The sequence below is a fragment of the Chelatococcus sp. YT9 genome, assembly GCF_018398315.1.
In the GTDB taxonomy this organism is placed as follows: Bacteria; Pseudomonadota; Alphaproteobacteria; order Rhizobiales; family Beijerinckiaceae; genus Chelatococcus.
This window is the reverse complement of the sequence record NZ_JAHBRW010000002.1, coordinates 1,427,784-1,442,575: the sequence shown is the minus strand read 5'-3', so window position 1 is coordinate 1,442,575 and position 14,792 is coordinate 1,427,784. Positions and strand designations below refer to the sequence as shown.

Annotated in this window: 14 protein-coding genes; 8 read left to right on the top strand and 6 right to left on the bottom strand. The window is 61.7% G+C overall.

Annotated elements, in window-relative coordinates; translation table 11 throughout:
* Positions 1 to 24 precede the first annotated feature (24 nt).
* From KIO76_RS26630 to KIO76_RS26605, 6 genes are all read right to left on the bottom strand, one after another.
* Positions 25 to 834 carry an ABC transporter permease gene (locus KIO76_RS26630; protein ID WP_213326586.1) on the bottom strand — a complete coding sequence of 270 codons (810 nt, stop codon included), beginning with the start codon at positions 832 to 834 and terminating at the stop codon, positions 25 to 27.
* Positions 831 to 1,694: an ABC transporter permease gene (locus KIO76_RS26625; protein ID WP_213326585.1), complete on the bottom strand. Its 864-nt coding sequence runs from the start codon at positions 1,692 to 1,694 to the stop codon at positions 831 to 833. Before KIO76_RS26625 ends, KIO76_RS26630 begins: the two co-directional genes overlap by 4 nt.
* Positions 1,691 to 2,791, bottom strand: coding sequence for an ABC transporter ATP-binding protein (locus tag KIO76_RS26620; protein ID WP_213326584.1), 1,101 nt, complete (start codon positions 2,789 to 2,791; stop codon positions 1,691 to 1,693). Before KIO76_RS26620 ends, KIO76_RS26625 begins: the two co-directional genes overlap by 4 nt.
* Before the next feature lie 152 nt (positions 2,792 to 2,943).
* Positions 2,944 to 3,969: an ABC transporter substrate-binding protein gene (locus KIO76_RS26615; protein ID WP_249730052.1), complete on the bottom strand. Its 1,026-nt coding sequence runs from the start codon at positions 3,967 to 3,969 to the stop codon at positions 2,944 to 2,946.
* A gap of 124 nt (positions 3,970 to 4,093) precedes the next feature.
* On the bottom strand, positions 4,094 to 5,788 hold the full coding sequence (locus tag KIO76_RS26610) for a thiamine pyrophosphate-binding protein (protein WP_213327123.1): 1,695 nt from the start codon (positions 5,786 to 5,788) through the stop codon (positions 4,094 to 4,096).
* A 69-nt stretch (positions 5,789 to 5,857) separates the two neighbouring features.
* Positions 5,858 to 7,354, bottom strand: coding sequence for an aldehyde dehydrogenase (locus KIO76_RS26605; RefSeq protein WP_249730051.1), 1,497 nt, complete (start codon positions 7,352 to 7,354; stop codon positions 5,858 to 5,860).
* 248 nt (positions 7,355 to 7,602) lie between these two features.
* Between KIO76_RS26605 and hutC the strand changes: the two genes are divergently transcribed.
* The 8 genes from hutC (at position 7,603) to KIO76_RS26565 (ending at position 14,519) form a co-directional block, all read left to right on the top strand.
* On the top strand, positions 7,603 to 8,391 hold the full coding sequence (hutC, locus tag KIO76_RS26600) for a histidine utilization transcriptional repressor HutC (RefSeq protein WP_213326583.1): 789 nt from the start codon (positions 7,603 to 7,605) through the stop codon (positions 8,389 to 8,391).
* Positions 8,388 to 9,713, top strand: a complete 1,326-nt coding sequence (locus KIO76_RS26595; RefSeq protein ID WP_213326582.1) for a UbiD family decarboxylase — start codon at positions 8,388 to 8,390, stop codon at positions 9,711 to 9,713. Before hutC ends, KIO76_RS26595 begins: the two co-directional genes overlap by 4 nt.
* Positions 9,714 to 9,724: 11 nt before the next feature.
* The gene (locus KIO76_RS26590; RefSeq protein WP_213326581.1) at positions 9,725 to 10,333 is read left to right on the top strand and encodes a UbiX family flavin prenyltransferase; all 609 of its coding nucleotides are present in this window, start codon (positions 9,725 to 9,727) and stop codon (positions 10,331 to 10,333) included.
* A 25-nt stretch (positions 10,334 to 10,358) separates the two neighbouring features.
* Positions 10,359 to 11,105 carry an aspartate/glutamate racemase family protein gene (locus KIO76_RS26585; protein ID WP_213326580.1) on the top strand — a complete coding sequence of 249 codons (747 nt, stop codon included), beginning with the start codon at positions 10,359 to 10,361 and terminating at the stop codon, positions 11,103 to 11,105.
* Positions 11,105 to 12,220, top strand: coding sequence for an NAD(P)/FAD-dependent oxidoreductase (locus KIO76_RS26580; protein ID WP_213326579.1), 1,116 nt, complete (start codon positions 11,105 to 11,107; stop codon positions 12,218 to 12,220). Before KIO76_RS26585 ends, KIO76_RS26580 begins: the two co-directional genes overlap by 1 nt.
* Positions 12,204 to 12,512 carry a (2Fe-2S)-binding protein gene (locus KIO76_RS26575; RefSeq protein WP_213326578.1) on the top strand — a complete coding sequence of 103 codons (309 nt, stop codon included), beginning with the start codon at positions 12,204 to 12,206 and terminating at the stop codon, positions 12,510 to 12,512. Before KIO76_RS26580 ends, KIO76_RS26575 begins: the two co-directional genes overlap by 17 nt.
* The gene (locus tag KIO76_RS26570) at positions 12,509 to 13,918 is read left to right on the top strand and encodes an NAD(P)/FAD-dependent oxidoreductase (protein ID WP_213326577.1); all 1,410 of its coding nucleotides are present in this window, start codon (positions 12,509 to 12,511) and stop codon (positions 13,916 to 13,918) included. Before KIO76_RS26575 ends, KIO76_RS26570 begins: the two co-directional genes overlap by 4 nt.
* A gap of 91 nt (positions 13,919 to 14,009) precedes the next feature.
* Entirely contained in the window at positions 14,010 to 14,519 is a 510-nt protein-coding gene (locus tag KIO76_RS26565; protein ID WP_213326576.1) for a TIGR02444 family protein, read from the top strand.
* Positions 14,520 to 14,792 lie beyond the last annotated feature (273 nt).

The window sequence follows — 14,792 nt, the reverse complement described above, 5'->3', positions numbered from 1 at the left end:
TGCACAGACTCGCTGCATCAGCGATCAGCGCTGCATGACACGGCGCAATCCAGCCATGCGGTCGATGATGACCATGGCCACCCCAGAAATAAGGATCAGCGAGCTGGCAAGCGCCGCCCCAACCGCATCATACTGAAACTTGATATAGGAAAACAGCTCAACCGGAAGGGGGGTCCAGCCCGGCGGCGCCAGGAAGACCGAAATGGGAAAGTCGTTCCAGGAGAGCACGAAGCATAGCACGAAGCTAGAAATGAGACCGGTCTTGATGACAGGCAAGGTAATAGAAATCATCGTGCGCAGCGGCCCGGCTCCCACGTTTCGCGCCGCTTCTTCGAGCGACGTATCAAAGTTCTGCATGCTCGCCGTCAGAATGCGAACAGCGAAAGGCAGAACATGAATGGAATGCCCTATGACGAGTGCTGGAATGCCTGCACCGACGCCCAGCCGCGCGAAAAATACATAGAGCGCCAAGCTGAATATTGTCGTCGGTATCAACAGCGGCGACATGATGAGGAGATTGATGAACGCCTTACCCCTGAAATTATAGCGCACCATCCCGAGCACGGCCAAAAATGCCAGAGCATTGGCAATAACCGATGCTGCGAGACCAAGCGACAGGCTAACTCCCATGGCGCGCACGAAGGTGTCTGACGTCCATGCGGCCCGAAACCACTCCAGCGTGAAGCCTGAGGGTGGCAGAATGAACTCCCTCGGATTCACCGAGACGAGCAGAGTAATGAGGATAGGAAAGAACAGGAACGCCATCGCGACATAAGTGAAGACGCGAAGGGCAAGCGTCCCCATGTCCGGCATGCGTGTCGACGAGGCCCTCATCGTTTGACCTCCAACCGGTTGAGAATGAGCTTGCCGAATACGAAGGCCATGCCCGTGAGAATGGTCGCATTGGCCGCGATCATGATCACCGAGAGGCTGGACGCAAAGGGCAAATCGTTGTTGAGCAGCGCCTCGCGATAGATCACAAGGCCGATCATCTGCGTGTCGTTGGCACCGACCATCAAAGGTACCGCGAAAGCCGAGAAATTCAGGGTGAACACAATCACGAGGCCGGCATAAAGCCCCGGCAGCGTGAGTGGAAACGTTATGCTCCAGAACGCCTTCCAACGATTGGCCCCGACATTCCGTGCGGCCTCGACGAATGACGGATTGAGGCGCTCGATAGAATCGAGCAACGACAGCACGATATACGGCATGCCGATATAGACGAGCAGAATGATGACACCCTTCAGATCCCACATATATCGCACTGGTTCGTCATAGACTCGCAGGGCGATCATCAATGAATTCAGAAGACCACCACCGCGGAAGATCACGATCCAGCCATAGACGAGCGTGACAAGTCCTATCAGGAGCGGCGAAAGCACCATCGTCACAAGCACGCTGCGCTGAAGGCCCCGCGTCTGAGCGATATAGAGAGCGACGGGATAGCCAAGCAGCACGGAGATCAAGGTCGTGATCACCGCGATGCGGATTGAAAACCACAAGGTATTGATGAGATACCAACTTGACCCGAGAAAGCGGGTGTAGTTCTCGAAAGTGAACGCCGACACCATATAGGCGCCGTCGACCGTCTGGTTGAAGCTGGTGCGGACCACCCACAGCAGCGGGAGCACCACGAATATGGTGAGCGCAATAACCGCGGGAGCAAGGAGAGTAACGGCGCCGCGGGATTTCATGACAGCTGCCGGGCCTGTGCATCGATCAGCCGAAAATGGTGTGGTTCGATCGCCAGCCACACATTCTCACCGATCTCAGCAGCGCGATTGACATTGTGAGTTTCGATATACAAGCTCTCGCCACTTTCGAGCTGAGCCGTATAACGGATCGTCGGGCCGAAATACTCCACAAAATCGATCCGGGCCTTTAAAACGTTGGGGCCCTCCTGCGGCGCAGCCAGAATGCGAACCCGCTCCGGACGCAGGAGCACGCGCACCTCGGCGCCTTTCGCCACCTGGATCTGACGACCAACGTGCAGCACCAGCGACGATCCCACACGCACGGTGGCGATGCCGTCGGCGGTCTCAGCCACCTTCCCGTTGAAGAAATTCGTGGTGCCGACAAAGTCGGCGACGAATTCAGACTGTGGGTCCTCATAGACCTCGAACGGGCGGGCGATACGGGCGATTTCGCCACCACTCATGATGACGACGCGGTCGGACATGGACAGCGCCTCCTCCTGGTCATGAGTCACATATAGCGTCGTCATGTTGAGGCGCTTCTGGAGCTGCTTGAGTTCACGTCGCATGGCGACACGCAGAGCTCTGTCGAGATTGCTCAACGGCTCGTCCATGAGAAGCAGCTGTGGCTCAAGTGCCAGCGCGCGTGCCAGCGCGACACGCTGCTGCTGGCCACCGGAGAGTTGGCGCGGCAGGCGGTCCTCGTAGCCGGCGAGCCCCGTAACAGCAAGGGACTCCTCGATCTTGCGCTTGATGGAAGCCTTGTCGCGCTTCCGTAGCTTCAGGCCAAAAGCGACATTCTCAGCGACCGTCATATGGGGCCAGAGCGCATAGTTCTGAAAGACGAAGCCGACCTCGCGTTTCTCCGGCGGCAAATGCGTAACATCCCGGCCGTTCACCCGAATCGAGCCGTCGGACGCCATGATGAAACCGGCGATCATGCGCAATGTCGTTGTTTTGCCGCAGCCGCTCGGGCCCAACAGCGAGACAAACTCGCCATGATGGACGTCAAACGACACGTTATTCACGGCCGCGACCTGGCCATAGCGCTTGTAGACGCTCTCAACCTGGATGGCTTTGTCGGCGACACTCTTCATTTCAAAACGCTCTCCAGGATACATCTGGCATTCACCATGCGCCGCGACCGCAGCCGGTGGCATCGCCGCCACGCTGCAAGGGTTGTTCAGCATAGGGGTAAAGCGACCCAGCCGGGTGGCCGTTCACCACCCGGCTGACCCGCATCAGGATCTCACTTGCTTGTCATTTTGTTGAGTTCGTTCTGCCACTTCGCCTTGTTGGCGGTGATCTTCTCCTGGTCCGGGAGGAAGAGACGCTTGAACTGCTCGTTCTGAACAAGGAGATCCTTGTAGACGAAGTCCGCAGGAATAGTGACGTTCTGAACAGTCGGCGCATAAAGATTACGCGTCGCGAAAGCAAGCTGCACTTCGGGGCTCAGAATATAATTGACAAAGGCCTGTGCCTTCTCCGGATTCTTCGCCGCCTTGGTGATGTTCACGCTGGTGATCAGCGGGAACGTTCCCTCCTCCGGTCGTGCGAACTTGACGTTTTTGGCGCCCTTCTCAAGAAGTTCTTTCATGCGCCCAGTCGCTAGCATGCCAAGCCAAGCGTCTTCAGTCTGGAACAGCGAGACCATCTGGCTTTCCACATCGAGCGAGCCGATGAGATTGCCGCTTTTCACCAACGCAGCCATCTTGTCGAGCCCAGGCTGGATGTTGTCTATGCTGCCGCCGTTCTTCTGGGCCTGTAATACCGTGAGGCTGAGCGTCGGTATATGTTCAAAGCCGTAGATGACTACATGGTTCTTGTAGTCCGGCTTCCACATCTCGTCCCAAGACGTCGGCGCCGCCTTCACCTTGTCCGTGTTGTAGGCGAGCACATAATCACCGACATTGGCGAAAACGGTATAGGGAGAATATACGGCGTTGCTATAGAGATTGGCCATGTTCGGGATCTTGCTCTTGTCGAGCTCCATCCACAGGCCCTCTTTCTCACCGGCGATCGAATTCAGGAGGGTGTTGGTTGCGACATCAACCTGGCCGAGACGCGATTTGACGAGATGGTCGGGGCTCGCGCCAACCACCCATTCAATTTTGCACTTCTCGGCTTCCTCGAAGGCTTTGGCGACGGACTCGTAAGTCTTCTGGTAGCTGCCACCCCAGGTCGTGACGCGCAGGGTGCAATCCTGTGCGAACACCGGCGACGCAATTACACCAAGAGCTCCCGCGAGGAGCAACGCTGACATTGATTTCTTCATGTCCAAATCCCCTTTGGATTGCGATGGGCCGTCTCGGTCCCGGTTACGTAAGCCTCTCTTCTGCCGGAGAGATTGAATGGCCGACAACTGATCTACCGAGGTATGCCGCCCCTCTGGCACATGATCAGTGTTTTGCCGCGCGGCGATTTCTGAGATCGGTGAGGGAATACCGTGAGTGGATCGCCTCCTGGTCGATGCACATTTCAATAAGCGCCGGCTTGCCAGCCTCAAGGCAACGCTCGAACGCCGGGGCGAAATCCTCGGTCGTCGTCACGCGTTCCGCGTGCGCGCCATAGGCTTTCGCCAGCGTGTAGAAATCCGGATTGACGAGCTGCGTGCCATTGACCCGCCCCTCCAGCCTATTCTCCTCATGAATACGGATAGTCCCGTACATATTATTGTTGAAAAGGACTACGATAATATTGGCGCCATACTGGACTGCGGTCGCCAGCTCTTCCGAACTCATCTGATAGCAGCCGTCCCCGACGAAATCGACGACAACACGCTCGGGATACAGCAGCTTGGCCGATATCGCCGCAGGAAGGCTGTAACCCATGGAGCCGCTGATCGGGCCGAGTTGGGTATGCAGCCGGTAATGCGCGAAATAGCGCTGGCTCCAGGTTGCATAGGCGCCCACGCCGTTGGTGACGATGGCGTCATCTGGCAGTCGCTGGCGCAGCCATTTCATGATCTGCGGCAGGTCGATGGCACCGGGGCACGGTCCCGGCCGGGTTTCGATCTCGAAGGTCTCGCGCAGCGCGGCAGTCCAGCCGGCCCAAGCGCGGTCGGCGACAGGGGCATGGGCGGCGAGCGCAGCCGCGAAGCCGTCGTTGTCGGCGAGCATGGCGAGATCGACCTGAAACACACGATTCAGCTCTGCGAAGCTGCTCGTGACATGCACGACCTTTTGCTTAGGAACCGGAATGTTGAAAAGAGTAAATCCCTCCATATATCCGGCGCCGATCGTATTCACGTCGCTCAGCGAGTCGTTGCACATGATGACGAAGTCGGCGTTCTTGATATGGGCCAACAAGGCCGGATTGGCGCCGATGCCGATTTCTCCAACGTAATTTGGCAGACGGTGATCGATGATATCCCGGCGGCGGAATGTGGTGACAACCGGCAGATTGTTCTGTTTCGCGAAGGCCTGCATATTGTCCCGGGCCTCCTCGGTCCATCCCGAGCCGCCTACGATGAGAAGGGGCCGCTCTGCCTCGGCCAGCATGCCGAAAATGGTCTCGAGCTGTTCAGGTGATGGATTTCCGGCGGACGCAGGCACGCTGGCCTTGCCGGGTGGCACCGCCGCCTCTTCCTCCAGCACATCTTCCGGAATGACAAGCACAACCGGCCCCATACGACCCGTCATCGCCGTCTGGTAAGCGCGCTGGATAAACTCAGGAATGCGCGCCGGGTCGTCAATCTGGGCAACCCATTTTGTCATCGGCGCGAACATCGTGCGGAAATCGTAGGCCATGAAGGCCTCGCGCTCCATCAACGCCCGCTTGACCTGCCCGACGATGAGGATCATCGGGGAGGAATCCTGATAAGCGGTGTGGACCGCGTTCACTGCATTGGTCGCCCCAGGGCTGCGTGTGACAAAGGCAATCCCCGGTCGGCCTGTCAGCTTGCCATAGGCTTCCGCCATCTGCGCCGCGCCGTTTTCATGACGACAACTGATGGCCCGGATGTCGGGGTGACGGACGCCGAGCGCATCGAGCGCGCAGAGGAAGCTCTCTCCCGGAACATGATAGACGATATCCGTCCCGTTAAGCTGCAGCTCATCGGCCAGGATCTCACTGCCCTTGCGCTTCTCGACCATCTCTACGCGTCCCTGCACCAGACTTCTCGGGAAGAGGCGAGCACCAGAGCACTCGCCGGGGTGACTTCATCAGCCGATGACGAAGGGATTCTCTATTTCCTCAGCGGTTGATAGCCAAACCGCCTTGGTCTGCAGATATTCCTTGATGCCTTCGATGCCGTTCTCGCGGCCGATGCCGCTCTTCTTATAGCCACCGAAAGGCGTGGTGTAGGAAATGTCACGATAGGTGTTCACCCACACGCTGCCCGCTTCGAGCATCTCCGACATGCGAAGGGCCTGGCGCATATTGGCCGTCCAGACACCGGCGGCGAGGCCGAATTCACTGTCATTGGCAATCTCAACGGCCTCCTCCATCTCGTCGAAGATGATGGTGGAGAGAACCGGACCGAAAACTTCCTCGCGGGCAATACGCATCTGATTGTTGACGCCGGTGAAGATGGTCGGCTCGATGAAGAAACCTTCTGCACATTCGGGGATATCAGGGCGCTTGCCGCCCAGCACCAGCTCTGCGCCCTCCTGGCGCGCAACATCAATGTAGCCGAGCACCTTGTCATACTGCATGCGGTTGGCGATCGGGCCGATCTGGGTGGTGACCTCGCGCGGATTGCCAATGCGGGCGGATTTCGAGAACGCCGCGAGCTTTTCCACGAACTGATCGTGGATCGCGCGCTGGATGAGCAGCCTGGAACCTGCGATGCAAGTTTGCCCGACGGCGCCGAAAATACCGCCCACGACACCCCGCACGGCATTGTCGATGTCGGCGTCGCTGAAGACGATGTTGGGCGACTTGCCGCCCAGCTCAAGGCTTGCGCGCTTCACATCCTTCGCCGCGAGCGAGTAGAGATAAGCGCCGGTCGCAGTCGAACCAGTAAAGCCAAGATGCCGTGTGAGTGGATGCGTGACGAGCGGCTCGCCCGCCTCCTTGCCGTAGCCTGTTACCACATTGATCACCCCCGGCGGGAAGCCGGCAGCCTCCACCAGCTCCATCAGCTTGAGAGCCGTGGCGGAGGTGTACTCGGCGGGTTTCATGACTAGGGTGTTCCCGGCCGCAAGCGCGGGCGCCGCTTTCAACGAAAACAAGAGAAGCGGCGCGTTCCAGGGCACGATGCCGACGCAGACGCCGAGCGGCTCGGGACGGGAGAAGCTCAGCGCCGGCTTGTCGCAGGGGTGGACCACACCTTCGATTTTGTCGGCAAGGCCCGCATAGTAGTAGAACCATTTCGGAAGATACCGGATCTGATGCTGCATCTCGGCGAGCAGACGACCGTTGTCGCGCACCTCGATCTCCGCGAGCGCATCCGCATGCTCCTCGATGAGCTGGCCGAGACGATAGATCAGCTTGCCACGCTCGGAGGGGTGCATCCGGCTCCACGGCCCTTCCTTAAAGGCCTTATGAGCAGCCCGGATGGCCCGGTCCGCGTCGGCGGCGCCGCCACGGGCGACCATCGCCCATGGGCGTGCCGTGAACGGATCCACGGTCTCGAAATACTCTCCCGACGCCGGCTCCACCCATTCGCCGCCGATATACATCTTCAACTTCGGCAGCTCACCGGTCTGCGATGTCATCCTGAACTCTCCCATTACCCTCTACAGGCGGCGACAAAGGCGCCTGGCCGCTCACCGGCAGCGCCGGCGTGCTGAAATTCGATAGCTTCGCGACCATTCTGATATCTGTTTCGATGATAGTGATATCATTGGAAACATCGTGTCAACCCGAGTTTCGCGCAAATCTCGTGCTGTCGTAGGGTGGACATTCCACATATTGGCGGTCTATCGTGCAAATAGTGATATCATTTTATCGCGCTGGAGGGCGCATGAGCGAACAGCCGCCCGGTACGCAACCTCTTTACGGCCAGATCAAAACCGTGATCGCCAAGCGCATCCGTGCGGCTGAATGGCCTGCGGATTTTCAGGTTCCGCGTGAGGAGGATCTTGCCGAAGAGTTCGGGGCGTCGCGGCTGACGGTGCGGCGGGCCCTTCGCGAGCTGCAGATGGAAGGTTTGCTGGTTCGCGTGCAGGGCCGCGGCACCTTCGTCATCGGACCACACATGCAATGCGCGATCTTCGAACTGCCCGACGTGTCGGAAGAGATCGAGGATGGCGGCGGGATCCACCAAAGTGAAGTGATATCATTATGTGCTCTTCCCGCCGACAGCGCGCTCGCTAACCTTCTCGCCCTGCCGCATGGGGGCGTCGTGTTTCACTCCCGCATCCTGCACAAGGAAGACGGAACGCCGATCCAGCTCGAGGACCGGTTCGTCAACGCGGAGGAAGCCCCCGGATATCTCGACCAGGATTTCACACGCATCACGCCGCACGCCTATCTTCTGCGCGAGACCGAGGTCACCTATGTGGACAATACGATTCGCGCGATCCGCCCCGACGAGGAAAGTCGCATCGCCCTGCATATCGAGGGCAGCCAGCCATGCCTGCTTCTCGATCGTCGCACCTGGCGCGGTGACATCCCCGTCACACGCAGCCGCTTTCTCTATCCCGGCGACCGCTACCGCCTGCGCAGCGCCCATGAGGCGACCTCCAGCAGCGCGCGGCCCCAATCCACATCGTCCACAACGTCAAATCTATCGCCCCGGAGAATTCGATGAGGGATTATATTGCGCGTCTGCGTGAGCGCGGCGAGTTACTTGTCGTCGACAAGGAAATCGACCCGTTTCATGAGCTGGCGGCCGTGACCCACGCGGCTCAGAAGCGCTGGGGCAAGCCCATTCTTTTCAATAAGGTCAAGGGAACGCGCTTCCCGGTCGTCACGAACATCTACGGCTCGCGCGAGCGGCTCGCTGAGGTCATCGGCATCGATGCCAAAGACTTTTGTCGGCAATGGAGTAATCTCGCCAATCTCGGCAAAGGAACTCAGGGCGCCGAGCCGTTTGTTGCCGTGGAAGACAACGATCTCGTCGAGTGCAAGCTCTCCGATCTTCCCTTGATCACCTATTCGGACAGGGATGCGGCGCCCTACTTCACCTCAGCGATGTTCATCGCCAAGGATCCAGAGACCGGCGTCGGCAATCTCTCCTATCATCGCTCCATGTATGTCAGCGACGACGAGCTGCGCTGCCGTCTCGCCCCGCGCCATCACCTCACTATCTATCACGAGAAAGCGGAGAAGATGGGCAAGCCGCTGGAAGCGGCGATGCTCATCGGCGCGCCGGCGACATCCTTTCTCACGGCGGCGGCTCCCCTGCCCTATGACGTCGATGAGCTGGAGGTCGCCGCGCGCCTCAAAGGCGCCCCGATCGCCATGCGCAAATGCAAGCACATCGATCTCGAGGTCCCTGCGGAGACCGAAATCGTCATCGAAGGGCGTTTCCTGCCGAACGAGCGCCGCCCCGAGGGTCCCTTCGGCGAGTTCATGGGCTATTATGTGCCAGAGGGTCCCAACGCGGTGTTCGAGGTGCTCGGTGTCACCGTGCGCCGCGATGCTGTTTTCCACAGCATCCTGTGCGGATCCGCGGAGGAGGTCCTGACGCTCGAATTGTCAGTCTCGGCGAATATCTACCAGCGCCTGAGTGCCGCGCTGCCCGGGATCCTCGACGTCACCTGCCAGCCCTTCGTGACGCATGCGATCATCAAGATCGATCCACAGTTCGAGGGACATGCCCGCCAGGTCATGCTCGCGACCATCGGCGCCGAGCCGATCTGGGCCAAGGTTATCACCGTCGTCGACGAGGATGTGAACATTTATGACATGGACGATGTGATGTGGGCGATCTTGACGCGGTGCCGCCCGGACAAGGACATGCTCATCATCCCGGAGACCCCCTCCTTCTATCGTGACGAGGCCAAGGACCATTGGGGTCGCCTCCTGATCGACGCCACCAAGCCCTTCCACCGGCGCGAGGAATTCGAGCGCAAGAAGATTAGGCTTGCCGACACGGTCAATCTGGCGGACTGGTTTCCGAACGCCTGATGGGACATGAAATGACAGGGGCAGAACCACAACGCATCATCGTCGGGATCAGCGGCGCATCGGGGGCCATCTATGGTGTCCGCGCCCTAGATCTGTTGCAGGCGGCCGGGGTGGAAACGCATCTTGTCGTCACGCGCTCCGCTCATCTCACGCTATCGCAAGAACTTGGGCTGGCGCCCGCCGCAGTCGCGGAAAAGGCGACGGTCGTGCACAACGTGGCCGATATCGGCGCGTCAATCTCCAGCGGCTCTTTTCGCACCCTTGGGATGCTGATCGCGCCCTGTTCGGTGCGCACGATGTCGGAGATCGCGACCGGCGTCACGTCGAGCCTCATGAGTCGCGCCGCCGACGTCATCTTGAAGGAACGGCGCAAGCTCGTGCTCATGGTGCGCGAGACGCCCCTCCACCTCGGGCATCTCAACACCATGACGGCGCTCAGCGAGATGGGGGCGATCATCATGCCACCCGTTCCGGCCTTCTATGCTCTGCCCGCTTCCTTGACGGACATGGTCGACCATTCCGTCGGCCGTGCCCTCGACCTCTTCGACATCGAGACGGGATCAGTCCGGCGCTGGGCAGGCATGGCGGCGGCTCGCAAGGCGGACCCTGGCTCGCTCTGAACGTTTGCCTGGAGACTTCTGCGTCATGACTACACCATCTTCCCGCATCCTGCGCCCGCGGCCCGTGCATGGCGCGATGGTCGGTATCATGGTGCTGGATACGCGCTTTCACCGTCTGCCCGGCGACATTGCAAACGCCGGGACGTGGCCGTTTCCCGTCCAGTTTCGCGTCGTCCGGGGCGTGCGCCCGCAGGATGTGATCGAGGGCAACCCGGCCGAGGCGCTCGCCCGCTTTTACGAGGCGATCGACGATCTCGTCGCCACAGGCGTGGACGGCATCACGACGAGTTGTGGCTTTCTTGCGGCCGTGCATCCGGAGCTACGCCGCCACAGCCCCGTGCCGATCGCGACATCGAGCCTGATGCAGATCCCGCTCGCCCTGAGCCTCCTGCCCGAGGGACAGACCGTGGGCATCATCGTTTCGGACAAGGCCGCGCTCAAGGATGCGCATTTCCTCAATAGCGGCGCGCCGCTCGGTCTTCCGATGGGCGAACTGCCCTTCGACGGCCCGATCCGCTCGCATATGCGCAACAACGCGCCGCTTGCCGACCACGCCGCGCAGGAACGGGAGGTGCTGGAGGTCGTGGAACGCATGCTGCGGGAAACGCCGACGATCGGCGCCATCGTGTCGGAATGCGCCAACCTGCCCCCGTTTTCCGCCGCCATCCAACGCAGCTTCGGCCTGCCGGTCTATGACATCGTCTCGCTGGTCGAATGGATGTATGCCGGCCTCAAGCCGCGCCGCTTCGACGATGCCGCGCGGGCCCGCTGATGCCTCCCGCATCGGCCCATGACCTCGTCGTCATCGGTGGGGGGCTGATCGGCTCCGCAATCGCCTGGGGCGCGAGCAGGACCGGCGCGAGCGTCATCCTTCTCGATGAGGGCGATCTCGCCTTCCGCGCAGCGCGAGGCAATTTCGGCCTGATCTGGTTGCAAGGCAAAGGCGTCGGCAAGCCGCCCTACATGCGCTGGTCGCTCCAGGCGGGCCATCTCTGGCGCGAATTCGCGACCCTGCTCGTGGAAGAAACGGGGATCGATATCGGCTGGAGGCAGCCGGGCGGCCTGCAATTCTGCTTCTCCGAGGCCGAGATCGAGAAATGCCGGCGCGTCGAAGCCCAGACCCGGGCCGAGGGTGGCGACATTGCCATCACGGTGATGGACCGTGCCGCCGTCAAAGCGCTTGTTCCTGCCATAGGCCCGGATGTCGTCGGCGCATCCTATTCATCCCTCGACGCACACGTGAGCCCGCTTTATCTGCTGCGCGCTCTGCAACAGGGCTTGCTGTCGCGCGGCGGCCATTACTGGTCGGCGGCAGCAGCCACCGCGATCCGTCACGACCAGGGCACTTTCGTTGTCGAGACGCTCCGTGGACAGGTCGCGGGCAAGCGCCTCGTCATCGCGGCGGGCCTCGGCGCGGCCAAACTCGCGCCCCAGGTCGGCCTGTCCATGCCGGTGCGCCCCGAGCGCGGCCAGATCGTCGTCACTGAGCGGGTCAAGCCGTTTTTTCCCTTTGTCGGCTCCGGCGTGCGGCAGACCGTGGAAGGCTCCTTCCTCATCGGCAGCAGCCATGAGGAGGCCGGCTTCAGCGAGGAAACGGACATTGGCACGGCAGCGTCGCTCTGTGCCTCCGCCGTCCGCGCCTTTCCGCAGCTCGCCGAGGTGGGGGTGGTCCGCACCTGGGGTTCGCTCAGGGTGATGACGCCCGACGGCATGCCGATCTACGAGGAATCAGAGCGCTGTCCCGGCGCATACAGCGCCACCTGCCACAGCGGCGTCACCCTTTGCAGCGCCCATGCTCTCATCCTCGGCCCGGCTCTCGCTGCCGGCACGGTGCCCGAGGGCGTTTCCACTTTCAGAAGCGATCGGTTCCATGTTCAAGCGCATTGAGGGCACAAACACCTCGGCGGAGGACTTCGTGTCGTTCGATGGACGCGCCATTCCCTTCCGGCGGGGCGACAGCATCGCCGCCGCTCTGCTTGCGGCCGGCGTGAGCACGCTCCGCGACAGCCCGGTCGACGGCTCGCAGCGCGCGCCCTACTGCATGATGGGCGTGTGTTTTGAATGCCTTATCGAAGTTGATGGCCGGCAGAACCAGCAGGCCTGCCTTCTGCCGGCACGGGCCGGCATGCAGATCCGCCGGCAGGCCGGCGCGCGGCTCATCCCGGAGCAGAAGGGATGAGCCAGTCCTTTGACGCGATCGTCATCGGCGCCGGCCCCGCCGGCATGGCTTCTGCTGCCACCCTGGCCGAGGGCGGCGCGCGCACCCTCGTGGTGGACGAGCAGCCGGAACTCGGCGGCCAGATCTATCGCGCCATCGAGCGCAACCGCGCCGATCCGGCGCTCGGCCGGATCCTTGGTCCCGATTATCTGAAGGGCGGGGAACTGGTGGACCGGCTCAGGGCGAGCCCGGCGGAACTGGCGCTCGGGACCCTTGCCTGGCGCATCGATGATGATCTGACGGTCTGGACGCGGACAGCCGGCGCGGTTACTGCGGCGAGGGCCGGGGCGATCATCATCGCCACCGGGGCCATGGAACGGCCGGTGCCGACCGCCGGCTGGACCCTGCCGGGGGTGATGACGATCGGCGCCCTGCAGATCCTGCTGAAATCCGCGCAGCTCACGCCCTCCGGCCGACTTGTGCTCGCCGGCAGCGGCCCGCTGTTTTATCTCTTTGCGCGGCAATGCGTGGCGGCAGGCGTCAAAGGCCTCACGCTGCTCGACACGGCACCGACCCGGCAGATGTGGGGTGCCCTGCCCCTCCTGCCGGGCGCACTCGGCGGGGAAGGCTGGCGCTATCTCACCAAGGGGGTGAAGCTGCTGGCGGCTCTGCGCCTCGCGCGTGTCCCCATCTATCGCAATGTGCGGGATATTGCCATCGAGGGGCGCGACCGCGCGGAGGCGATCCGCTTCACCGCAGGTGGGCGCACCCACCGTCTGCCGTGCGATACGGTCGGCCTGCACGAGGGGGTCGTTCCGCACCAGCAGATGACGCGCTCCATCGGGATCGATCACGATTTTGACGAGGCGCAGCGCTGCTTCAGGCCGCGGCATGACGCCTCCGGCCGCACCGCGAAGCCCGGCATCTTCGTGGCCGGCGACGCCGGCGGCATCATCGGCGCGGAAGCGAGCGCCGAGGACGGCACGATCGCGGCGCTCGCCGCCCTGCACGACCTCGGACGCCTGACGGCTGGAGAGCGCGACCGCCGCGTCGCGGGCGCAGAGCGTGCGCGGCGCGCGCATCTCACCGCCCGCTCCTTCCTCGACCGGCTGTATCAGCCGCGCGCCGCCATCCTCGATCCGCCCGATGCGGTCACCGTCTGCCGTTGCGAGGTGATCACCGCGGCCGCGCTCCGTGATGTCGCCCGCAAGGGCGTCGTCGGACCGAACCAGGCGAAAGCTTTCCTGCGCTGCGGCATGGGCCCGTGCCAGGGCAGGCTATGCGGGCCGACGGTCACGGAGGTCATCGCCCATGCGACCGGCCTCGATGCGGCGAAGACAGGCTACTATCGCATCCGCAGCCCGCTGAAACCCATCACGGTTGGCGAGCTCGCTACTGCAGCTGGCACAACGGAGCTGACGCGGTAAGATCCAAGGCTCTGATTCCCTGTTCTTTCGCATCGTCCGCTGCGAAAAACCGAGCAACTTTCCAGACCTTGCTTCAGACCGGAGCCTTGCCATGACGTCGCGCCTCAAGACACCGCTCTGGGATTTCGCGCTCGATCTCTACGGCCGCCCGGGCGTGTCCCACGCCTGCCTCACGTTGCAGGACGAAGCAGGCCTAGACGTGATCCATCTGATCGTCGTTGCCTATGCCGACCACATCGGCAAGCCGCTCGACGCCGAGGACATCGCCACCTCGCGCGAAGCCATGAAGGATTGGCGGGCGGGTGCGGTGCTGCCGCTACGGACAGCACGCCGCTTCCTGAAAGCCCCGCTACCTGCCCTCGACGCCGAGAAGGAGGCCCTGCGCGAGGCGGTCAAGGCAGCCGAGCTCAAGGCCGAGCAACTACAGCTTGCCATGGCGCACGGCTGGCTCACGACGCGCGTGGAAAAGAGAGGTTTGCCGCTCCCGGAGGCCTTGCAGCATCTGCTCGCTCCTTCCCAAGATCAGGCTGTGGGCGCCGAGGCGATCCAACAGGCGCTCTCGACCATTACCGCCGCCGTTCGGACGATCGATCAAGCCTGAATGGCCCGGCCCGAGATGGTGGGTTCTTGCCGTCACAAATGACCGTTGGCCAAATCAGGTCGCCCCGCGTGCAGACCAGCGTGAGCGCTGGATGGGTCACAAGCAAGCCTAGGCTTTTCGGACGATTTTTAATAGCAATTAAGATTGCTGCACGGCTGGCATGCCGACGAACCAATCCGGTAACGGTTCCTCGCGCCCGTCCGCGACGTCCGACGGACTCGACCGTTTTTTATTTCAGATAAAAATATTTGAAGTAGAATTCAAATTATGCAC